Origin of the sequence: Nonomuraea sp. SBT364 (assembly GCF_001083785.1) — a bacterium.
Classification (GTDB): Bacteria; Actinomycetota; Actinomycetes; order Streptosporangiales; family Streptosporangiaceae; genus Nonomuraea.
In genome coordinates this window covers 1-20498 of the sequence record NZ_LAVL01000068.1, presented here as the reverse complement: position 1 = coordinate 20498, position 20498 = coordinate 1, and the positions used below count along the sequence as shown (strand labels likewise).

The following is a 20498-nucleotide window of genomic DNA, read 5'->3' as shown; positions in this document are numbered from 1 at the left end:
TGCGGCCGGGTGATCATTCTTCTAAGTTAGGCCCCGAAACCATGGGAAGGCTGCGATGAGGACCGGCGGGCGCACGGCCATGTTCACGCTGCATGACGTGGTCGAAGCCGGGATGCGGATCGGCCTGGTCGAGCTGACCATGCAGAAGGTGGCCGACGCACTCGGCGTCACCACGGCGGCGGTCTATCGCCACGTGCCGAGCCGATCAGCGCTGGAGAGCCTGGTCGGCGAGGCGATCCTGGCCGAGCTGGAGCTGGTCGACGACCCCGCCGAGCCGGCCGCCGCCCACCTGGTCAGCTTCGCCGCCCAGTTGCGGCGCTTCACGCTCGGGCATCCGGGCACGGCCCGCTATTTCCTGCGGCTGTTCCCTCGCGGGGCGTCGGGCATCCGGCTCCTGGAGCAGCAGATCACCGCCCTGGGCAGGCGCGGCTACGACCCGGCCGCCGCCACCGTGCTCAGTTCGGCGATCGCCACCATCACCCTGGGCGTCACCGTGGCCGAGCAGGAGCGGGCGGCCCTCCACGGATCTGCGGCCGAAGCCGAGGCGCTGGCCGCGATGGCCGCGTCCGACCTGCTGCTGCAGGCGACGGCCGGCATCCCCGCACACACCCCGGAGGACTACTTCGTGCTACTGATCACCGCGACCGCCGAGGGACTGGTCGCCCAGCTCCCGCCCGGCCGGCCGATCACGGTCCCGAGGACGGCGTCCTGAACGCCGGAGGGCACGCCGCCGAGGAGGCTCGGTGCCCGAGTTGCTGACCCTGCTTCCCGACGATCCGCGCACCGTCGGGCCGTACCGGCTGGAGGGCAGGCTCGGCGCGGGCGGGCAGGGCGCCGTGTACGCGGGCCGGGGCCCCGAGGGTGTCCGGGTCGCGGTCAAGCTGCTGCATCCGTACCTGATCGCCGACGACGAGGCGCGCGTGCGCTTCCTGCGCGAGGTGGAGACGGCCAAGCGGGTGGCGCCGTTCTGCACGGCGCAGATGCTCGACTCCGGCTTCGCCGGCAGCAGGCCGTACATCGTCAGCGAGTTCGTGGACGGCCCCTCGCTGCAGGAGTCGGTCCGGGCGAACGGGCCGCGCGGCGCGGCGGCGCTGCAGCGGCTGGCCATCAACACGGCGACGGCGCTGGCCGCGATCCACGCGGCCGGGGTCGTGCACCGCGACTTCAAGCCCGGCAACGTGCTGCTCGGCCCCGACGGCCCGGTGGTGATCGACTTCGGGATCGCCAAGGCGCTGGACCTGAGCCAGTCGGTCGTCACCAGCCAGCCGATCGGCAGCCCCGCCTACATGGCGCCCGAGCAGATCGCGGGCGGCGACGTCGGACCGCCCGCCGACCTGTTCACCTGGGCCGCGACCATGCACTACGCGGCCACGGGCCGGCGGGCCTTCGGCGGCGACACCATCCCCGCCACCCTGCACGCGGTGCTGAGCAGCGAGCCCGATCTCGGCGGGCTGGAGGAGCGGTTCCGGCGCCTGCTGCGGGAGTGCCTGGCCAAGGACCCGGCCCGGCGGCCCACCGCCGCCCAGGTGGTCGAACGGCTCCGCGCGCTGCCCGCCCCCTCCTGGCAGCGCACCCCGCCGGGCAAGCCGGGACGTCGGCGCACGGTCGTCGCGGTGTCGATCGCCGCGGCCCTCGGCACCGCCGCCGGCGTCGGCTTCTACGCCCTGGCGCCCGCCACCGCCCAGCAGCAGAAGGTCGCGGCGCCGACGGCGAGCGCCACTGTGACCTCCGGCACGCCGGCGCCGCAGCCCGCCACGCACCCGCCGTCGATCACCGCGATGCAGGGCGAGGTGAACGACCTGGCCAAGAGCGCCACGGCCACCCCGCCCCGGGCGCCCCGCAGGTCCTCCACACCTCGGCCGTCCGACCCGGACCCGGACCCGCCGCGCAGCCGCAAGCCCAGCAGCGCCCCCAAGACGTCCAAGTCCACGCCGAGGACGACGCACCAGTCCGCGGCTCCCAAGACGCCCTCCAGTCAGGAGTCCACCAAGCCGCCGGGCCCCGCCCCCTCGACCGGCCAGGTCACCTGGAACGACGCCGCCGCCTACTGCAAGGCGCAGGGCTACACGGGAGTCTCGTACATGGTCGGCTGGCAGAGCATGAAGTGCCAGGGCAGCGACCACGCGGTCACGACGACGAAGCTGTGCGCGTGGAAGTACCCGGACTACCCGAGAGCCGAGGGTGAGGAGCCGGCCAACCCCTACACCCCCATGAGCAAGTGCCGGCTGTCGTGACGGACGCGGATCAGGTCCGCCGGTCGTCGCGGGCGGCCAGCCACATGCCGAGGGCGGCCACGAGCACGCCGATCAGGGCGTAGCGGAACGCGGTCTGATAGCCCGCGACCAGCGCCGCCGGACCGTCCGCCGCGCCCGCCGTGCCCGCCGTGACGGCGGCGGCCGCGCCGACCAGGACGGCCAGGCCGAAGGCGCCGCCGAGCTGGTCCACCGACCGCTGCACCCCCGAGGCGACCCCGGCGTCCGCCTCGGTCACCCCGTGCAGTGCCGCGTTCTGCAGGGCGATCAGCCCGATGGCCATCCCGGCCGCGACCGCGACCATGCCGGGCACCACGTCCACCCAGAGCCGCCCCTCGACGGGCAGCCGGGCCAGCCAGCCCACCCCGGCCGCCGTGCACAGCAGGCCGGTGATCGCCGTGTACTTCATGCCGAGCACCCGGATGAGCCCGGCCACCCGGGTGACGGCCAGCAGGAGCGCGGCGCAGAACGGCAGGAAGGCCAGGCCCGACCGCAGCGGGCTGAGCCCCAGCACGTTCTGCAGGTAGAGGGTGGCCAGGAAGAACGTGGTCGACAGCGCGGCGCTGAGCAGCACGGTCGCCGCGTTCGCCACGGCGCGGGTGCGGTCGGTGAAGAAGCCCAGCGGCACCAGCGGCTCCCGGGTCCGGGCCTCGACCAGGACGAACAGGGCCAGCGACAGCACCCCCGCGCCCAGCGGCACCAGGACGCCGGGGTCGGTCCACGGCGCGTGGGCCGCCCGCAGGATCCCGTACACGACAGCGACGGGACCGAACGTCAGCAGCGCCGCCCCCGGCAGGTCCAGCCGGCCACCGGCGCGGGGCCCGTCGCCGCGCACCAGCAGCGGCGTCACCAGCACCACCACGAGGGCGAGCGGCACGTTGACGAAGAAGATCCATCGCCAGTGGAGCAGCTCGGTGAGCGCCCCGGAGAGCAGGACGCCGACAGCCAGGCCGCTGCCCGAGATCGCACCCCAGACGCCGAGCGCCCTGGCCCGCTCGGCCGGATCGGTGAACAGCAGCGCGATCAGCGACATCGCGGCGGGCGAGGCCAGCGCCTCGCCCACGCCCTGTCCGAAGCGCGCGGCGATCAGCGTCTCCAGGGTGGGCGCCAGGCCGGCGGCGAGCGACGCCACCCCGAAGATCGCGGCGCCGGCCAGGAACAGCCGGCGACGGCCCAGCAGGTCGGCGAGCCGGCCGCCGAACAGCAGCAGCCCGCCGCCGACGAGCGCGTATCCGTTGACCACCCAGGCCAGCGCCGTGGCGTCGGCGCCGAACTCCTCGCCGATGGAGGGCAGCGCCACGTTGACCACGGTGACGTCGACGGCGATGAGGAACTGAAGAAGGGAGAGCAGAGCCAGGACCAGCCAGGACCGGCCCAGGGCACGGTCGGGCGCGGAACGAGAAGCCATGATGAAGGGAACTCCAGGCCAGGCGCTCGTCACGGACGAGAGCCGAAGAGAAGAACGGGCACCTGTCGCGCCGCGATGGGGCGCGCCTGGAGTTACTTGGTGAACGAGGCCATGGGCCGGGAGCCTAGCAAACCGGACCTATGCGCTCATGACCGGTCGAGCACCAACACGGCCGCGACCGCCTCAGAGGGCTGAGTTCGGCCCGATACCTTGTCACGCAAGGCATCGGGTCGTACGGTGGTCGTATGGCTGAGGACACCGAGGAGGCGCAGGGGTCGGCGACCATCGCCCGCCTGCGCCGCGAGCTCGCCCGGGGCACGACCGAGCTGGCCGTGCTGTCGGTGCTCAGTGTCCGCCGCCGCTATGGCTACGAGCTGCTGAAAGTGCTGGGGCAGGCGGGCGAGGGAGTCCTGGAGGTCAAGGAGGGCACCCTCTACCCGCTGCTGCACCGCCTGGAGGACTCGGGCCACATCGTGGCGACCTGGGAGGCCGAAGGGCGCGCCAGGCCACGCAAGTACTACGTGATCACGCCCGACGGTCGCGCGTACCTGGCCATGCTGCGCACCGAGTGGGGCGGCCTGGTCGACGCGATGCGACAGCTACTCGACACCCTTGGCGAGGTGCAACCGTGAGCGACGCGAAACAGACGATCGACGACTACACCGAACGGGTCGTCCGCCAGTTGCCCGCCCCCGACCGTGACAGGGCGAAGGCGGAGCTCGGCGACCACCTGTCGGAGGCGGCGGAGGCGGGGGAGCTGGACGAGGCGCTGAGCCGGCTCGGCCCGCCGGAGGAGGCGGCGGCCTCGTTCGCCGGCTTACGCCCGGCGCCGCCGGGGCCCATGGACAGGCGGATCGTCGCCGTGGTGATCGACAACCTGCCGCTGGTCGGCGTCACGATCGCGCTGCTCGTGCAGGGGGTCGCGCGGGTGGCTGAGGAGGGGGTCGGCTTCTCGCTGGCGTTCCCCCCGTTCGTGTCCGTCAAGATCGGCGACGCGTGCGTGTCGATCGCGCCCCTGCAGTGCGCCGCCGACGCCTACGCGGGCGCCGGGCTGCTCTACAGCCTGGGCGTGCCGCTCGCCCTGCTCTGGTCGATCGTCGTCCTGGGGCTGCTGGAGGCGTGGACCGGCGCGACGCCGGGCAAGCGCGTCATGAAACTGCTCGTCGTGACCGAGACCGGGCTGCGAATCCATCCGGTCACCGGGATCGTGCGGCGGCTCAGCCCGCTGCTGGGACCGTTCGCCTGGCTGGACTGGGTGCCCGTCGCGTGGGGCGACCGGCGGCGGCTGCTCGACCGGCTCACCGAGACGAAGGTCGTGAGCGCCGCCGAAACGCGACGCTGAAGACCGTCACCCGGACGTCTCGGCGGCGCGGTCGAGCAGCGCGCGGCGTTCGGGCTCGCTGTGCGCGACGTCCGCCGCCTGCCTGAACAGGGCGGCGGCGCGCTGGTGATCGCCGCTCCGGGCGGTGAGCTCGGCCTCGGCGGCGAGAGCGAGCGGGTGGGCGTCCAGCGCGCCGCCCGCACGCGACCTGGCCAGCAGCGCGAGCCCGGCCTCCGGCCCGTGCGCGTAGCCGTGCGCGACGGCCCGGTTCAGCTCGACCACGGGCGTGGACCGCATCGCCGCCAGCCCGTCGTAGCATCGGGCGATCTCCGCCCAGTCCGTGCCGGACACCGACGGCGCGGTGGCATGGCAGGCGGCGATGCGCGCCTGCAGCCCGTACGGGCTGTCCCGCTCCGCCTCGGCCAGGACGGCCAGGCCCTCGGCGATCGCCTGCCGGTCCCAGCGTGACCGGTCCTGCCGGTCGAGCGTGAGCAGGCCGCCGTCGGCGTCGCGGCGGGCGTCCCGGCGGGAGTGCTGCAGGAGGAAGAGCGCCAGCAGCGCCGGCACCTCGCGCTGCCCCGGCATGAGCCGGCGCAGCAGCCGCGCCAGCCGGATCGCCTCCTCGGCGAAGGCGGGATCGCCGTCGGCGTTGTAGCCCTGCGTGAACAGCAGGTAGAGCACCGCCAGGACGCCGGGCAGCCGCTCCCCCAGCGCCCGGCCGCTCGGCACCCGGTACGGGATGCCCGCGTCGGCGATCTTCGTCTTGGCCCTGGTCAGGCGGCGGGTCATGGCCGACTCGGTGACCAGGAAGGCGCGCGCGATGTCCGCCGTCGGCACCCCGCAGACGGTCCGCAGTGTCAGCGCCACACGTGACTCCAGTGCCAGAGCCGGGTGGCAGCAGGTGAACACGAGCCGCAGCCGGTCGTCCACGACCTCCTCCTCTCGCCCCGCGCCGGGGGTCTCGTCCGCGTCCGGCGTGAGCGCGGCCAGCTCGGCCAGCTTGCGGCGCTCCACCGAGGCGCGGCGCAACGTGTCGATCGCGCGGTTGCGCGCCACCGTCATGAGCCAGCCGCCCGGGTTGGCGGGCTCGCCCTCCCCGGGCCACCGCTGCACGGCCAGGGCCAGCGCCTCCTGGGCGCAGTCCTCGGCCAGTGTCCAGTCGCCGGTGACGCGGATGAGCGTGGCGACGATGCGCGGGTACGCGTCGGCGGCCACCTCCTCCAGGCAGGCGGTCACTGTTCGAAGTCGGCGAACGGCCGCAGCTCCAGTCGTCCCGCCCGGGCCATCGGATGCGTGCGGGCGACCTCGATCGCCTCGTCCAGGTCGGCGCAGTCGAGCAGGTCGAAGCCCACGATCACCTCTTTGGTCTCGGCGAACGGGCCGTCGGTGAGGATCAGCTCGCCCTCACGGACGCGGACGGTGGTCGCCGCCGTCTCCGGGGCCAGTACCGCGCCCCGCACGCGCCGCCCGCGTGCGTCGTTCTCCGCCACCCAGACATCGACGTCCGGCCAGTCCGTCTTGTCCGTGTCGGGCTGGGTGTCGCTGCAGACGAACATCAGGTACTTCATCGTGCGCTCCTTCGCTGGTGGTGGTGTTCACCATGGTGACGAACGGGCGCATCGCTTCCGGACAGGCGGGGTGGCAAAATTTTCAGGTGCGGGAGTAGTCGAGGTCGAGCAGGCCGGCCAGATCGCGCAGGCACTCCTCGAAGACGGGCTCCAGGTCGGTGTAGACGAAGTCCAGCTGGTGCAGGACTTCCATGCACAGCAGGCCGTACAGCCTGATCCAGCACGACAGGAAGACGTGGACGGCCTCCGGCGGGAGCACGCCGCCGATGACGTCGGAGAAGGCGGTGAGCTGCTCGCGCTGCGACTCGGGCAGGCCGGCCAGGTCGGGCACCGGGAACTGGCGTGTCCGCCACAGCTCGACCGTCAGGTCCAGCAGGATTTGCTCGAACCGCAGCGCGGCCTGGTGGCGCGCGGAGTCGCGCCGCAGGTTGGGCGGGGTTATCGGGCTGGCGAAGATCCAGCCGAACTCGGCCGGGTGGCCGATCGCCCAGGCGCGCATGGCGCGGCAGACGGCCAGCAGGCGCTCGGCGATGGGCGCGCCGGCCTGGGCGTCGCGGGCCTGCTCCATCGCGCCGGCCAGCTCGCGGAAGAAGCCGGCGGTCACCGCGCCGACCAGCTCGTCGTGGCCGGAGTAGTAGTGATACAGGGCCGGGCCGCTCACGCCGATCTCCCGGGCGACCGCGTTGACGGTCACGGCGGCCGAGCCCTGCTCGACCAGCAGTTTGCGCGCGGCGGCGTGGATCTCCTCAAGGGTGGCCTGGCGCAGCCTCTCCCGCCGGCCGGTGGTGCGTGCGGACATCGTCGCCTCTCCTCGGGACCGCTGGCATTCTAGGGCATCTATCTACGTTTAATGCCTCTAAGCGGTCTCACGGGATCAGCAGGGTCTTGCCGGTCGTGGCGCGGGCCTCGATCGCCCGGTGCGCCTCGGCGGCCTCGGCCAGGGGGTAGGTCTGGCCGACGACCGGGCGCAGCCGGCCGGCCGCCGCGTGCGCCAGCGCCTCCTCGGCCAGCGCCCGGATCTCGGCCGGAGCCGGTACGGAGCGCGGCACGAGCGTCACGTGAGCGGCGGGCTCGGTCCAGGACCCCGACGCCATGCCGTACAGGCTCGCCCGGCCGCCGGGCCGCACGGCGAGCATGCCCTGCGCGCCGACCTCGCCGCCGACCCCGTCGAAGACCACGTCGACGCCGCCGGTCCGCTCGACGACGGCCCGCTCCCAGCCCGGCACGGAGTAGTCCACGCAGGCGAGCGCGCCCAGCGACGTGACCAGCCCGGCCTTGGCCCGGCCACGGGCCGCGCCGATCACCTTCGCCCCTGAGGCGGCCGCGAGCTGCACCAGCAGGCTGCCCACACCGCCGCCGGCCGCTTCCACCAGCACCCATTCGCCCGGCCGCACCCCGGCCTGCCGGTGGACGAGCACCGCCGTCCGGCCGTCGGCCAGCAGCGCCACCGCGTCACGCAGCGGCACGCCCGCCGGGACCGGGGTGAGGTCCTCGGCGCGGGCCACGGCGAGCTCCGCGTAGCCGCCGGCGCCGCCCGTCGTGGTCACCACGGTCGTCCCGGCCAGCCCGGGATCGACCCGCGGGCCGACGACCAGCACCCGCCCGCCCACGCCGTTGCCGGGGATGCGCGGCAACGGCGGCGCCTGCCCGGCCGCCGGTCCGGTGCCCGCCCGCACCTGCGTCTCGACGAACGTGATCCCGGCGTACGCGACCGCCACGAGCACCTCGCCGGGCCCCGGCACCGGTTCCGCGACCTCCTGGACGCGCAGCACCTCCGGCCCGCCCAGCCGATCCATCACCACGGCGCGCATGACTGCCTTCCCGCTGATCTAGCCGGCCGCGTCGTACTGATCGCGGGCCTCCCAGACCTGCTCGATGTGGGTTTCCGCCCACTCCTTCACCGCGACCATCAGGCCGCTCAGGCTCGTCCCCAGGTCGGTGAGCCGGTAGTCGACGCGCACCGGGACCGACGGGGTCACCGTGCGGCTGACCAGGCCGTCGCGCTCCAGCGAACGCAGCGTCTGGGTCAGCATCTTCTGGCTGACACCGGGGATCTTGCGGCCCAGGTCGCTGTAGCGCATGGTGCCCTGCTGGCGCAGCGCGGCCAGGATCAGGCTCACCCACTTGTCGCTGATGCGGTCGAGCAGTTGGCTGGTCGGGCACTCCCTGAGGAAGGCGTCGTACGCGACACGCTCGCCGGCGCGGCGTTCGGCGGCCGTCTGGGTTGCCATGGCGCACCTCCGGGTCCGGTACGCACGCCCGAGCACGTACGTACCGAAAGAGAGTAACACTCCTGCAGATAGCGGCCCGCTTCCTACAGGAACCCGCGCTTCTCCGGCAGGTCGATGACGCCCGACAGCGCGAGCAGACCGATCCCCGCCAGGACGGCGAGCAGGACCCAGGCGACCGGATGCCCCAGGTTGAGGGTCCAGGAGGAGGAGGCGGCACGGGCGTGCACCAGCAGGGCGGGGTCGCGGCGGTTGACGTAGACGGTGCCCGCCAGGAACCAGTGGCGGTTGTCGTCACGCTGCCCCACCCCGGAGTCCTCCTGCTCCTCCCCGGGCAGCGCGGGCAGGCGGTGCCCGGCCTGGCCGACCCTGGTCTCCCAGATCACCCAACCGGCCAGCAGCCCGGCGAGCGGCAGGTACGTGACCACCTGCCAGAAGGCCGAGTCCGGGACGAACCGCCACAGGCGCAGCGCCGCGACGAACAGCCCCAGGTTGAGGCAGGCGGCGGACAGCAGCGTCATGGCGGCGACGCCGCGCAGGTAGACGCGGTAGCGGCGGGCCGATCCCCGGGGCCTGGCGGCGTCGAGGTCGGGCCGGGCCCGCAGCACGATCAGCGCCACCACCGGCACGACCAGCGTGATCGCGACCTGGTGGAGCACCGGCTCGAAGGCCGTGACCCCGCCGAACCAGCCGACGCCCGCCGTGACCAGCACGACGACCAGCGCGGGCACCGCCCACCGCCATGGCACGCGGACCGGGTCGGTGCGGAAGGTGGTGTCCACGGCGACGCCCCTGCGCCTCCCGGCCGCCCACGCGCCGGCCTGCCCGGCGGCCCGGATCCGGTGGTGGGCCAGGCCGTACAGCAGCAGGTCCACGACGGCCACCGCCGCGCAGACCGCCTCCGGCCACCCCGCGAGGAACAGGACGGGGACGGACAGCACGGCCACCGCGACGACCGCGCGGGCGTAGCGGCGGCGCTCGGCGACGATGACGGGGTCGCCCGCGCGTTCGGCCGGCACCCGCACGCCGAACGGCAGCGTCGGCCTGGCCAGCACCGGCAGCGCCAGGGTCAGGCAGGTGATCAGGGCGACGGTGATCAGCGCGATCATGTGCCGCTCCCGAAACCGTCCAGCAGCGCCGCGCACCGGCGCAGCACGTCCTCCCGGTCCAGGCCGTGGACCGTGGCTTCCGCCAGCAGCACACGCATGCGTTCCTCCCATTCCTCGGCGAAGGGGGCCTCGGGCGGCCCGCTGTCGGCGTCCCGGCGCACGACGGCGCCGCTCTTGCGGTTGATCCGGATCACGCCCTGCTGCCGCAGCAGGTCGTAGGCCTTGTTCACGGTGTGGAAGTTGATGCCGAAGTCGGCGGCGAGCTGCCGGGTCGAGGGCAGCGGGTCGCCCTCCTTGGCCTGCCGCGCGGCGATGGCCTCCACGATCCGGTCCCGGATCTGCTGGTAGATCGGGACCTCACTGTCGAGGTCGAGGATCAGGTGCACACTCACAGCCTATTTGATATACAACTAATAGAACAGATAGAGCGAAGGGAACAGATCATGATCCAAACCCGCATCCACCACGACACGCTGACCGTGCGCTTCGGCCCATGGGCGCGACTGTTCACCAGGACCGCCGCCGTCCGCGTGCCGCTGGCGGCCATCGCCGGGGTCAGCCGCCTCGACCGGCCGCTCACGGCCGCCAAGGGCATCCGCTTCGGCCTGCTCGTCACCGGCGTCGTCAAGATCGGCACGTGGACGTCCTTCAGCGGCGTCAAGCGCCTGGTCGTGGCCCGCCGCGACGTCCCCGGGCTGCGCATCACGCTGAAGGGCCGGGTGGCCGGCCACGACGAGCTGGTCCTCAGCCTGCCGGACGCCGACGAGCTGCTGCGGCGCCTGACGGCGGTGACGGCATGAACATCGAGGTCCGCGGCCTGACGAAGACGTACGGGCCGGTGACCGCCGTCAGCGAGCTCAGCTTCGACGTGCCGCCCGGCGCGGTCACCGGCTTCCTCGGGCCGAACGGCGCCGGCAAGACCACCACGATGCGGATGATGCTGGGCCTGGTGACGCCGACCGCCGGCACCGCCCTGTTCGGCGGCAGGCGCTACGCCGACCTGCCCGCGCCGTCCGCGGCCGTCGGCGCCGTGCTCGACAGCGCGGGCTTCCACCCCGCGCACACGGCCGGCGACCACCTGCGGGTCTACGCCCGCATGGGCCGGTACGGCGCGGCGCGGGCCGCCCGGGTCGCCGAGCTGACCGGGGTGTCGGCGTTCGCCGGCCGCCTCACGCGGGCGCTGTCGACCGGCATGCGCCAGCGGCTCAACCTGGCCACCGCGCTGCTCGGCGATCCGCAGGCGCTGCTGCTCGACGAGCCCGGCAACGGCCTCGACCCCGAAGGCACCGCCTGGCTGCGCCGGTTCCTGCGCGAGCTGGCCGCCGAGGGCCGCACCGTCCTGGTCTCCAGCCACGTGCTCGGCGAGGTCGAGCACCTGGCCGACCACGCCGTGGTGATCCGCGAGGGACGGCTGGTCAGCACCGGCCCCCTCCGCGAGCTGTACGGCCCGGCCGCCGTGCTGGTCCGGTCCCCGCAGGCGGAGCGGTTCGCGGCCGCGCTGGCGCGCGACGGGATCCGCGTCGAGCACGAGCCGCCCGGCGTGCTGCGCGTCCACGGCCTGGACGCCGCCGAGGTGGCCGCCGCGGCGACCGCCCAGGGCATCGCACTGCACGAGATCACGTCCGAACGCCCCACCCTCGAACAGGCGTTCCTGCACCTCACCGGAGGCTCCCGATGACCGCGCTGCTGTCCGCCGAATGGACCCGCCTGGCCGCCACCAGGCTCTGGCTGTGGGGGCTGCTGGCCGCGCTGGGCAGCGGCGCCCTGATCGGCCTGCTCGCGCTCGTCGGCCCGGAGAACTTCAACCCGCCGCTGCCCGGCCTGGCCACCGAGCAGGGCACCCGCGTGCTGCTCGGGCTGCTCGGCTTCACCGTGTTCGCCCCCGCACTGCTCGGCACCGTGGCCGTGGCCGCCGAATACCGGCACCGCACCATCACCACCACGACGCTGTTCGCGCCCCGGCGCTGGACCTGGCTCGCCGCCAAGCTGACCGTCTACACCGGCGCGGGCCTCGTCTACGGCGTCGTCGCCTCGGCCGTGGCGGGCGGCGCCCTCTTCGGCGCGGCCGCGCTCAAGGGCGTCACGCTCGGCCTCCCCACCTGGACGATCGTCGCCTTCCTGGCGCGCATCGCGCTGACCATGGCCGTCTACACCCTGCTCGGCGTGGCCATGGGCGCCCTGCTGCGCAACCAGGTGACCGCACTCGCCGTCGTGGGCGCGTACTTCTACCTGGTCGAGACGACGCTGATGCTCATCCCGGGCGTCAAGCTGGTCTACCCCTACCTGCCGGGCGGGGCCACCGCCGCGCTGACCGGCTTCACCTACCTGGCCGACGCCATCGCCGACCAGACCGGCGCCTCCGCCTCGGAGTTGCTGTCCGCGCCGGCCGGCGGCGCCGTGCTGGTCGGCTACGCCCTGGTCGCGGCCGTCATGGCCGTCGCGGCGCCGTTGCGGCGGGACATCGCCTGATCAGGGCAGCAGGCCACCGACGAGCGCGCGCAGGCCCCGGTCGTAGGTGTCCTTCGCGGTCAGCTCCTCCCACCGCCGCCCCAGCTCCGCCAGCCGGGGGAACTCGTCCCCGTCCAGCTCGGCGAACACCCGCTCCCGGTAGGTGCTCCCGCCCTGGGCCCGCCGTCTGCCCGCCGCCGCCCGCCCGCCGAGCTCTCCCGCCGTGTAGTGCCAGATGATCCGGTACGCGTCCACGGCCTCCTCCGTCGTCAGCCCCGCGCCCACGGCGGCGTCGATGATCTTCTCCGGATACCACAGCGCGCCCACCGACAGCAGGTCGTCGGCCCGCAGCACGTCCACGATCCACGGGCAGCCCGACAGGGCCTCGCGCATCGCCGTCGCCACCACCACCACGCGCTCGCGCGGCTCCTCCGGCAGGCCCTCCGGCCTGGGCAGATCCGCCGCGTAGTCGTCGAGGAGGAGCAGGAGCAGCTCCTCCTTGTCACGCACGTGGTGGTAGAGCGCCATGGCCGTGCTGCCGACCTCCCGCGCCAGACGGCGCATGGTCAGCCCCTCGACGCCGTCGGCCTCGACGACCCGGTGGGCGGCCGCGACGATGTCGGCCCTGGAGATCTTCGGCGGCCGTCCGGTACGCATCCCGCCATATTACTTTCTTACTAGTACGAGAACTGACGGTCACAGACCGTATGTGGAGCCGTCGATCTTCGGGGGCGTGTACGTGTCCCGCTCCTGCCTTTCCCGCTCCCGCCTCTTCCAGGGCGTCTGCTCCCAGAGCCAGACCGCGATACTCGATCCGGCATACCAGAGAACCGCCCCACCGAATATCGTGAGAACGATGTCCAAGCCCCGCATGGGGATCACCTTTCTTTCTGGTGGGTTGGCCATGCTGCTGAGCTCTTCCGACCACGACCGGATCGATGCGGTCGTGGCCGCCTGCGAAGCCGCCCGTGGATTACAGGATCTGCGGGAAAGGGTGCTCGACGGATTGGCCACGTGGCTGGACTTCCGCCGTACGACCTTTTTCGTCGCCCCGACCTTTCGCGAGGTTTTCGACGACCCGGAGCCGGTCACCCACGGTCTTCCCGTGCATGTTCCGGCCACCTACCACGAGGTTTTCCGCCACACGGATCCATTCCGGCAAATAGCGGCCGGCGGCTCCGCGCGCCGGGTGGGGCCGATCTCGCTCGATCAGCTCCACCCGCTCCAGCAGATCTCACACAAGGAATACGTGACCCGGTTCCTGGTCAGGAACGACATTCGCGCGAAAGTCGTGATTCCCGTCCAGGGCACCGGAGGCACGGCCGGGATCGGGCTGCTGGCCCCCGAATCCGGCGCGTTCGGCGCGCGGGATCTGGCAATGGCGCGACGGCTGGCCCTGCGCCTGTCGGCCCACTACAGGTTGTGGTCCGGTGTCGCCGACCCGGCCGGTCTTGACTGCCTCACCCGCCGCGAAAGGGAGATCTGCGAGAAGGTCGCCACCGGCCTCGGCGACCACGAGATCGCCCTCGACCTGCGCATCAGCCCCAACACGGTCAAGAGCCATCTCAAGCGGGCCTACGAGAAGCTCGGCGTCGCGAACCGGGTCAAGCTGGCTGAACGGCTGTCCGGCCTGCGGTTCACCCGCTGAACGGGTCACCCCAGTCGGAGTTGTCCGGGTTGTTCCACGGCGCGTCCGACCACGAACTATCCGCCGCGGTCGTCGTCGGATTGCTGAACTGGTCGTCGTACCAGCGGTCGAGTGCGTCGCGCTCATACATGGGTTCCTCCAAGGGAAGACGGGCTCTCACCTTCCCCCTCCCGCACACCCAGGAGAATCCCCCGAACGAGTGAATTACGCCCCCGCACGCCGGAGCCCGGCAGAGCTGGCGCAAGCCCCCGGTGGCCGTTCTCCAGGTACTGCAGGACGGCGGAGACGCGCCGAGCTTCCCGGCGATGGCGCCCCCGGCCGGCGACGCCGCGACGGGCGACGGGCCGGGGCGGTCAGGTAGGGCCAGACCTACCTCGTCCTCGCCCCAGGCCCCGTGCGGGCGCCGCCCGGCATGCGGTTCGATGAGAATCATGCAGCGTATGACTGGTTTGCTGGTAGGCGCGGTGTTCGGCGCGGTCTTCGTCGTCGTCAACGCGCAGAGCCCGCTCAACCCCCTGACCGTGAACGTCCTGCGGGTCGCCGCCGTCCTGGCCGCCGCGGGCGTCGTCGTGATGTGGTTCGCCACCGCGAGGAGGGAGGGAGACGGCGAGCGGCGGAACATGTTCAGCCGCGGCTACCTGGTGGTCGTCCTCGCCGAGGCGATCCTGCTCTTCGGCGGGCTCCGGGTGCTGGCCGCCCTGGACGTCCCCGAGCAGGCCAACGTGGCCTGGGTGGCGTTCGTGGTCGGCGTGCACTTCGTCGCCCTGGCGCCGATCTGGAAGGACTGGAGCATCGCGGTGCCCGGGGCGGCCCTCTCGCTGCTCGGGGTCGCCGGTCTCGTCCTGGCGTCGACGTCCGCCGTGACGTGGGTGCCGCTCGTCAGCGGGGTGCTGTCCGGCGTGGTGCTCCTGGCCGGCAGCCTCTTCGCGGCCTGGCGCGGCCGCCAGGTGACCAGCGCCGGCTGACCCCGGCCGGCCCCCGCCCACGCTCCGAGACTCCCCCCCGCGGGGGAAGGCGTTCCCTCGCGGGCGGGAGGTCGGTGGGGCACGGGCCGGGACATTCTGTGTCTCGTGGAAAGACATCAGGTGCGCTGGCCGGCTTGGACGATGGCGGTGCTGTTCGTCGGGTACGCCGCGGGCAAGGCGGTCTACGCCGCGCAGGGGCGTCTCGGGTTTCCCGGTGGCCCGGCGGTGCCGCCGAGCGAGTACGAACGGTATGCCCGTGACGTGATGGACGTGACCACCGCGCAGTGGTCGGCGGTCGTGACCGGGGTGCTGGCGGCGGCGCTCGTCCTCCTGACGGTGACCCGGCCGGGACGCCGGGTGCCGCGCCTGCTGATGCTGGTGGTGCTGGGCGGCGCGCTGCTCGCCGTCGGCGCCGGGGCGGTGATCGTCGCGGCCGACGGGTTCATCGGCCTCGGGGTGGGCTGGCAGTGGTATCACGGCGTCGCCGGGATCGTCGTGATGGCGCTACTGGCCGCGACGACCTGGTCGTACGCCCGGGCGACCAGGCGCTGACCGCCCGGGCGCCCGGCTCACGCCTGCCGGCGGTGCAGCCCGACCAGGGTGCCGTTGTGCCGGATCCGGGCCGCGTCGTACGGGCACATCGGACGGTTCACATACGTTTCCGCGATGCTGTCGGCCTCGACCTTGTCGATCCCCCAGCCGATCGTGTGCCAGTACGGGCGGCCGTCCTCGCCGGTGGTGTCGAGGACGGCGATCTCGAAGAGCTGCCCGGCGGGCGGGGGCGTGCAGCGAACGTGAGCAGGTGGTCCCTCTTCCGCGGTACGCGTTTCCCGGCTGCCCCGCTGGTCCATCTGGATCTCCCTCCGCTCAAGTGATCCGATTCGGAGATCCATGCCCCGTCCCGGCCCGATCACTCGTGCCGCCGGGGTCAGTGGACGGAGTCCAGGCGGGCCCGCTGGTCGTCGGTCAGTTCCAGGTCCACCGCGGCCAGGTTCTCCTCCAGTTGCGCCACCGAGGACGCCCCGGCGAGCGGGATCACCGGGAAGCGGTGGCCGATCTGCCAGGCGAGCACGACCTGGTTCACGCCGGCTCCGGTCTCCTCGGCGACCTGGCGCAGCACGGCGAGCCGGGCCGGGGTGCCGGGGTGGTCGTAGTCCGGCGGGACCGGCTTGTCCTGCCTGGTGTAGGCGCCGCCCAGCAGCGGCGAGTAGGCGACCAGCGTCAGGCCGGGCTCGGCGCGCAGGTAGCTCAGCAGCTCGGCGCCGGCGTGGCCGAGACTGCCGTCCTCGAAGATGGACTCGGGCATGTCGAAGCGCGGCCGCAGGTGGCTGTGCTGATACTGCAGCACCTCGTAGCCCGGCAGCCCGGCCGCGGCGGCCAGGGCGCGGGCCCGCTCGACCCGCCAGATCGCGTGGTTGCTCACCCCGAGCAGTCCGACCGTGCCCTCCGTCACCAGCTCGCCGAATCCCTCGACGGTCTCGGCCAGCGGCACCGTCCGGTCCTCGATGTGCGCGTAGAGCAGGTCGATGCGGTCGACGCCGAGCCGTTCGCGGCTGCGCTCGGCCGACTCGCGGATCGTCTTGGCGGACAGCCCCTCGGCGTTGTCGACGTAGCTGGTGCCGGGCGCGAGCGGGCGGGCGCCGAGCTTGGTGGCGATCACCATCTCGTCGCCGACACCCCGGCTGCGGAGCCAGCGGCCCAGCAGTTCCTCGCTCTGCCCGCCCTGGCCGCCGTCCGCCCAGAAGGCGTAGTTGTTCGAGGTGTCGATGAACGTGCCGCCGGCCTCGGCGTAGCGGTCGAGGACGGCGAACGAGGTCTGCTCGTCGATCGCCGATCCGAACATCATCGCGCCGAGGGCGAGCACGCTCACCTCACGGCGGGTGGCGGGGTCGGTGCCGATCGTCCGATATTTCATGTTCTCTCTCCAGTCCGGGCCGTCACGTCCGGGCCCGGACAGGAGTGTGCGTGCTGGAGCGAACTCCAGGTCAAGTCAGAATCCGGCCTCGTGCGCGGTGTCGGCGATCAGGGCGTGCAGAGTGATGCCGGGGTGGTCGGCCTTGATCGAGCGCATCCGCCAGCGGTCGGAGAACAGCGCGAGCAACGCCTGGTCGTGGCTGCGCACGAGCACCTCGGCGCCGCGCTGGCGGGCCAGCAGCTCGGCCGACTCGGCGTCGGTGCGTCGGGCCAGCGTGTAGTCGAGCCGATCCAGGCTGATCTCCGCGCCGAACTCGGCGGCCAGCCGATGCTGGACGACCTCGAACTGCATCGGCCCGACCGCCGCCAGCACCGGCGCCTGATCGCCGCGCAGGTCGGAGCGCAGCACCTGGATGACGCCCTCACCGTCGAGCTGGTCGATGCCGCGCCGGAACTGCTTGGCCTTGCTGGAGTCACGGGCCCGCACGACGGCGAAGTGCTCGGGCGCGAAGCTCGGGATCGGCGGGAACGTCACCGGCGCGCCCTCGTACAGGGTGTCGCCCGGCCGCAACGCGGTGGCGTTGACCAGGCCGACGACGTCGCCCGGGAAAGCCTCGTCCATCGTGGTGCGATCCTGGCCGAAGACGCTCTGAGCGTATTTGGTGGCGAACGGACGGCCGGTGGCGGCGTGGACGAGGACCATGCCGCGCTCGAACCGGCCCGAACACACCCGGACGAACGCGATCCGGTCGCGGTGCGCGCGGTCCATGTTGGCCTGCACCTTGAACACCAGCCCGGAGAACGGCTCGTCCAGCGCCCGCGCGGCCCCGTCGACGTCGGGCCGTGGCGCGGGCGCCGGTGCCAGCTCGACCAGCACGTCCAGCAGCCGCCCGATGCCGAAGTTGGGCAGCGCCGCGCCGAACAGCACCGGCGTGGACTCGTGCGCCTCGAACGCCTTCTGGTCGTGGTCGGCGCCGATCGCGTCCAGCAGCGCGGTCTCCTCGCTCGCCTGCTGCCAGTCCGACCCCAGCTCGACGCCCGCCTGCTCGGCGGTCAGCTCGGTCTCCAGCGCCTTGGTCGCCCCGCCCGGGGTGCGCTCGTAGCGGACGGCGCTGTGACGCAGCCTGTCGATCACCCCGTGGAAGTTGCCGGGCAGCCCGATGGGCCAGGTGACGGGCGTCGGCCGCAGGCCGGTGCGCTCCTCGATCTCGTCCAGCAGCTCCAGGGCCTGGCGGCCGGGCCGATCCCACTTGTTGACGAACGTGATGACCGGGATGCGGCGGTGGCGGCAGACCTCGAACAGCTTCATCGTCTGCGGCTCCATGCCCTTGGCCGCGTCGATCAGCATCACCGCGCAGTCGACGGCCGCCAGCACCCGATAGGTGTCCTCGGAGAAGTCGGCGTGACCCGGCGTGTCGACCAGGTTGAACACGTGCCCCCGGTAGTCGAAGCGCAGCGCCGCCGAGGTGATCGAGATCCCGCGGGCGCGCTCGATCTCCATCCAGTCGGACGTGACGCCGCGCCGCCCGGCCTTGCCGTGCACCGACCCGGCCTGTGTGATCGCCGAGGCGTGCAGCGCCAGCGCCTCGGTCATGGTGGACTTACCGGCGTCCGGATGGCTGATGACGGCGAACGTCCGGCGTCGCGTGGCCTCGAAGGCGACGTCACCCCGCATGGTTCCTACCTTAACGTGAGAGTATGGTCAGTGGCCGACGCCGCCGTGGGCGGCAGGCCGCCGACACCGAGACGAAAACAAGAAGCGTCCAACCAGCAGAATACGGAAACGTGTAAAACTACCCCTACGTGAAGACCCGGCCGCTCACGGCGGCGGGGCGACAGGGGCCATCCGGGAGGCTTCGAGCCGCTGCCGGCGCAACTGCTCGCCGAACTCCCTGGCCATGGCGAGCTGCTCGCGCAGCTTGTCGGCCCGGTCGGCGACCGCGCGCTCGAACAGCTGCAGCCGCGTCATCAGCGAGGGGTCGTCGTCGCCGGCGGCCAGCCGGTCGGTGATGTCGAGCAGGTCACGCATCTCGTCCAGGCTGAACCCCAGCGGCTTCATCCGCTTGACCAGGGCCAGCCGGCCGATCTCGGTCTCGCTGTAGAGGCGGAAACCGCCCGGCGTGCGCTCGGGCACCACCAGGCCGACCTCCTCGTAATGCCGGATCGTCCGCAAGGACAGCCCGAGCCGCTCGGCCACCTCGCCGATCTGCACCAGCCCGTCCGGCATCCGCCCTCCACCTCGTTCGCCCGTTCGCACAATCTACTCTTACGTCAGCTATGACCTCGAACGAGTGTAGGGTAGCCGTCACGCCGGAACACGCACTTGTCCGGCCTCACCGGCGGGAGGCGGCGGATGGGGATCCGGTTCGAGGAGATCGACTTCCAGCCTACGGCACTGGGCGGGCTGAGCCTGCGGCGGCGGCGGGAGCCGTCGCTCGGGACGGAGGTCCACGAGATCAAACTCGATGACGACTTCCTGATGTCCAGCCTGTTCACCGAGGCGGAGATCCAGTTGGCCACGCTCGGCCTGGCGGCCGCCCGCCACGACCGGCTCGACGTCGCCGTGGGCGGGCTCGGTCTCGGCTACACCGCGCGGGCGGTCCTGCGGGAGCCGCGGGTGCGCTCGCTGGTCGTGATCGACGCGCTGGCCGAGGTCATCGGATGGCACCAGCGGGGGCTCCTGCCCCTGGGGCCCGAGCTGACGGGCGATCAGCGGTGCCGGCTGCTGCACGGCGACTTCTTCGCGGCGGCGGCCACGGACGCCGGGCTCGACCCCGCCACACCTGGCCGGCGCTTCCACGCCATCCTGGTGGACATCGACCACGCGCCGGATCACGTCCTGCACCCGAGCCATGCCGCCTTCTACGAGCCGGACGGGCTGCGGCGGCTGGCCACGCACCTGCACCCTGGCGGGGTGTTCGCGCTGTGGTCGAACGATCCCCCGCACAGCGGGTTCCTCGCCTCGCTCGGGGAGGTCTTCACCGGCTGCCGGGCGCACGAGGTCAGCTTCCACAATTTCCTCCAGGGGCGACCGGCGGCCAACACGATCTACCTGGCCACCCGGCCGGAGTAGAGGCGGGCTCACCGGCCCGCCCCACGCGCCCCGGCCGTCGCGGCCGTGGCGCAGGCGGTCCCGACGCCCACGAGCAGCGTGGTCAGCACGATCGCGCCGCTCCAGCCGCCGGTCTCGATCAGCCGCGCGTACAGCGGAGGGCCGAGCAGCGTGCCCAGGCTGCCCGCCTGCGTCACCGCCCCGGCCGCCCGGGCGACCCGGGCTCCGGCCACCACCGGCAGGGCCGCGAACACCGCCGACACCGCGAGACCGTTGAGCCCCAGCACCGCCGCCGCGCACAGCGCCGTCACCGGGGCGGGCACGGGCAGGAAGACCCCGGCGCTCGCCGGCGCCGACAGCAGCGCGACGGCGATCAGCCGCTTCGGGCGGCTTCCTGCCCGCAGCGCCGCGTGCGCGGCCAGGCTGCCCACCAGGCTGACCGCCGCCACCAGCCCGGTCAGCAGACTGGCGGCCCCGTCGGACACGCCCGGCGCGGCCGTCAGGAAGGCCGGGAGAACCGTGACGACGCTGACCCCGACCAGGGCGATCATCGCGAACCCACCAGCAAGCCCTCCCACTCCCCAC

Annotated in this window: 25 protein-coding genes and 1 pseudogene; 11 read left to right on the top strand and 15 right to left on the bottom strand. The window is 72.9% G+C overall.

Annotation, left to right across the window (positions count from 1 at the left end; genetic code table 11):
- The first annotated feature begins 55 nt into the window (after window positions 1-55).
- The gene (locus ADY59_RS26665; protein WP_049567169.1) at window positions 56-712 is read left to right on the top strand and encodes a TetR/AcrR family transcriptional regulator; all 657 of its coding nucleotides are present in this window, start codon (window positions 56-58) and stop codon (window positions 710-712) included.
- Window positions 713-743: 31 nt separating this feature from the next.
- Window positions 744-2234 carry a serine/threonine protein kinase gene (locus tag ADY59_RS47675; protein ID WP_053175179.1) on the top strand — a complete coding sequence of 497 codons (1491 nt, stop codon included), beginning with the start codon at window positions 744-746 and terminating at the stop codon, window positions 2232-2234.
- Between the two features lie 10 nt (window positions 2235-2244).
- On the opposite strand, the gene ADY59_RS26655 is transcribed toward ADY59_RS47675, so the two are convergent.
- On the bottom strand, window positions 2245-3660 hold the full coding sequence (locus tag ADY59_RS26655) for an MFS transporter (protein WP_049567166.1): 1416 nt from the start codon (window positions 3658-3660) through the stop codon (window positions 2245-2247).
- 245 nt (window positions 3661-3905) lie between these two features.
- On the opposite strand from ADY59_RS26655, the gene ADY59_RS26650 reads away from it, so the two are divergent.
- The gene (locus tag ADY59_RS26650) at window positions 3906-4292 is read left to right on the top strand and encodes a PadR family transcriptional regulator (RefSeq protein WP_053175176.1); all 387 of its coding nucleotides are present in this window, start codon (window positions 3906-3908) and stop codon (window positions 4290-4292) included.
- Window positions 4289-5002 (top strand): RDD family protein, encoded by a 714-nt coding sequence (locus ADY59_RS26645; protein WP_049567163.1) that lies wholly within the window; start codon window positions 4289-4291, stop codon window positions 5000-5002. The genes ADY59_RS26650 and ADY59_RS26645 overlap by 4 nt, the downstream gene beginning before the upstream one ends.
- A gap of 6 nt (window positions 5003-5008) precedes the next feature.
- Here ADY59_RS26645 and ADY59_RS26640 read toward each other — a convergent pair whose 3' ends face one another.
- From ADY59_RS26640 to ADY59_RS26610, 7 genes are all read right to left on the bottom strand, one after another.
- Window positions 5009-6217 (bottom strand): RNA polymerase sigma factor, encoded by a 1209-nt coding sequence (locus ADY59_RS26640; protein WP_197093868.1) that lies wholly within the window; start codon window positions 6215-6217, stop codon window positions 5009-5011.
- Window positions 6214-6549, bottom strand: coding sequence for a YciI family protein (locus ADY59_RS26635; RefSeq protein WP_049567160.1), 336 nt, complete (start codon window positions 6547-6549; stop codon window positions 6214-6216). Before ADY59_RS26635 ends, ADY59_RS26640 begins: the two co-directional genes overlap by 4 nt.
- Window positions 6550-6631: 82 nt before the next feature.
- Complete coding sequence (locus ADY59_RS26630) at window positions 6632-7348, bottom strand: TetR/AcrR family transcriptional regulator (RefSeq protein WP_049567157.1); 717 nt, start codon at window positions 7346-7348, stop codon at window positions 6632-6634.
- A gap of 67 nt (window positions 7349-7415) precedes the next feature.
- Window positions 7416-8360 carry a zinc-binding dehydrogenase gene (locus ADY59_RS26625; RefSeq protein ID WP_049567153.1) on the bottom strand — a complete coding sequence of 315 codons (945 nt, stop codon included), beginning with the start codon at window positions 8358-8360 and terminating at the stop codon, window positions 7416-7418.
- An 18-nt stretch (window positions 8361-8378) separates the two neighbouring features.
- Window positions 8379-8780, bottom strand: a complete 402-nt coding sequence (locus ADY59_RS26620; protein ID WP_049567151.1) for a winged helix-turn-helix transcriptional regulator — start codon at window positions 8778-8780, stop codon at window positions 8379-8381.
- An 83-nt stretch (window positions 8781-8863) separates the two neighbouring features.
- Entirely contained in the window at window positions 8864-9886 is a 1023-nt protein-coding gene (locus tag ADY59_RS26615; RefSeq protein WP_049567148.1) for a DUF1648 domain-containing protein, read from the bottom strand.
- Window positions 9883-10278, bottom strand: a complete 396-nt coding sequence (locus ADY59_RS26610) for a GntR family transcriptional regulator (protein ID WP_231618901.1) — start codon at window positions 10276-10278, stop codon at window positions 9883-9885. Before ADY59_RS26610 ends, ADY59_RS26615 begins: the two co-directional genes overlap by 4 nt.
- A 51-nt stretch (window positions 10279-10329) precedes the next feature.
- On the opposite strand from ADY59_RS26610, the gene ADY59_RS26605 reads away from it, so the two are divergent.
- The 3 genes from ADY59_RS26605 to ADY59_RS26595 are packed head-to-tail and all read left to right on the top strand — an operon-like array spanning window position 10330 to window position 12355.
- Window positions 10330-10686: a hypothetical protein gene (locus tag ADY59_RS26605; protein ID WP_049567143.1), complete on the top strand. Its 357-nt coding sequence runs from the start codon at window positions 10330-10332 to the stop codon at window positions 10684-10686.
- Complete coding sequence (locus tag ADY59_RS26600) at window positions 10683-11564, top strand: ABC transporter ATP-binding protein (RefSeq protein ID WP_049567140.1); 882 nt, start codon at window positions 10683-10685, stop codon at window positions 11562-11564. Before ADY59_RS26605 ends, ADY59_RS26600 begins: the two co-directional genes overlap by 4 nt.
- Window positions 11561-12355, top strand: a complete 795-nt coding sequence (locus tag ADY59_RS26595) for an ABC transporter permease (protein WP_049567137.1) — start codon at window positions 11561-11563, stop codon at window positions 12353-12355. Before ADY59_RS26600 ends, ADY59_RS26595 begins: the two co-directional genes overlap by 4 nt.
- On the opposite strand, the gene ADY59_RS26590 is transcribed toward ADY59_RS26595, so the two are convergent.
- Window positions 12356-12991, bottom strand: a complete 636-nt coding sequence (locus tag ADY59_RS26590) for a TetR/AcrR family transcriptional regulator (protein WP_049567134.1) — start codon at window positions 12989-12991, stop codon at window positions 12356-12358. It lies immediately after the preceding gene.
- 199 nt (window positions 12992-13190) lie between these two features.
- On the opposite strand from ADY59_RS26590, the gene ADY59_RS26585 reads away from it, so the two are divergent.
- Window positions 13191-13982, top strand: coding sequence for a helix-turn-helix transcriptional regulator (locus ADY59_RS26585; protein WP_197093867.1), 792 nt, complete (start codon window positions 13191-13193; stop codon window positions 13980-13982).
- On the opposite strand, the gene ADY59_RS50335 is transcribed toward ADY59_RS26585, so the two are convergent.
- Window positions 13972-14112, bottom strand: coding sequence for a hypothetical protein (locus tag ADY59_RS50335; protein WP_156325751.1), 141 nt, complete (start codon window positions 14110-14112; stop codon window positions 13972-13974). The two genes, ADY59_RS26585 and ADY59_RS50335, sit on opposite strands and share 11 nt — an antisense overlap.
- A gap of 310 nt (window positions 14113-14422) precedes the next feature.
- Here ADY59_RS50335 and ADY59_RS26580 point away from each other — a divergent pair, with 310 nt between their 5' ends.
- Both ADY59_RS26580 and ADY59_RS26575 read left to right on the top strand, forming a co-directional pair.
- Window positions 14423-14947 (top strand): hypothetical protein, encoded by a 525-nt coding sequence (locus ADY59_RS26580; RefSeq protein WP_197093866.1) that lies wholly within the window; start codon window positions 14423-14425, stop codon window positions 14945-14947.
- A 105-nt stretch (window positions 14948-15052) separates the two neighbouring features.
- A complete protein-coding gene (locus tag ADY59_RS26575) occupies window positions 15053-15499 on the top strand; it encodes a hypothetical protein (protein WP_231618900.1) in 447 nt (148 codons plus the stop codon).
- A gap of 17 nt (window positions 15500-15516) precedes the next feature.
- Here the strand turns inward: ADY59_RS26575 and ADY59_RS26570 are convergent, their stop codons facing one another.
- From ADY59_RS26570 to ADY59_RS26555, 4 genes are all read right to left on the bottom strand, one after another.
- Window positions 15517-15798, bottom strand: coding sequence for a hypothetical protein (locus tag ADY59_RS26570; RefSeq protein WP_049567128.1), 282 nt, complete (start codon window positions 15796-15798; stop codon window positions 15517-15519).
- A gap of 77 nt (window positions 15799-15875) precedes the next feature.
- Complete coding sequence (locus tag ADY59_RS26565; protein WP_049567125.1) at window positions 15876-16862, bottom strand: aldo/keto reductase; 987 nt, start codon at window positions 16860-16862, stop codon at window positions 15876-15878.
- Window positions 16863-16937: 75 nt separating this feature from the next.
- Window positions 16938-18536 (bottom strand): peptide chain release factor 3, encoded by a 1599-nt coding sequence (locus ADY59_RS26560; protein ID WP_049567123.1) that lies wholly within the window; start codon window positions 18534-18536, stop codon window positions 16938-16940.
- 144 nt (window positions 18537-18680) lie between these two features.
- The gene (locus ADY59_RS26555; RefSeq protein ID WP_049567122.1) at window positions 18681-19088 is read right to left on the bottom strand and encodes a MerR family transcriptional regulator; all 408 of its coding nucleotides are present in this window, start codon (window positions 19086-19088) and stop codon (window positions 18681-18683) included.
- A 126-nt stretch (window positions 19089-19214) separates the two neighbouring features.
- Between ADY59_RS26555 and ADY59_RS26550 the strand changes: the two genes are divergently transcribed.
- Window positions 19215-19934, top strand: a complete 720-nt coding sequence (locus ADY59_RS26550; RefSeq protein WP_049567119.1) for a spermidine synthase — start codon at window positions 19215-19217, stop codon at window positions 19932-19934.
- 8 nt (window positions 19935-19942) lie between these two features.
- On the opposite strand, the pseudogene ADY59_RS26545 reads toward ADY59_RS26550, so the two are convergent.
- Window positions 19943-20498, bottom strand: a pseudogene (locus ADY59_RS26545) (hypothetical protein); the annotation flags it as partial.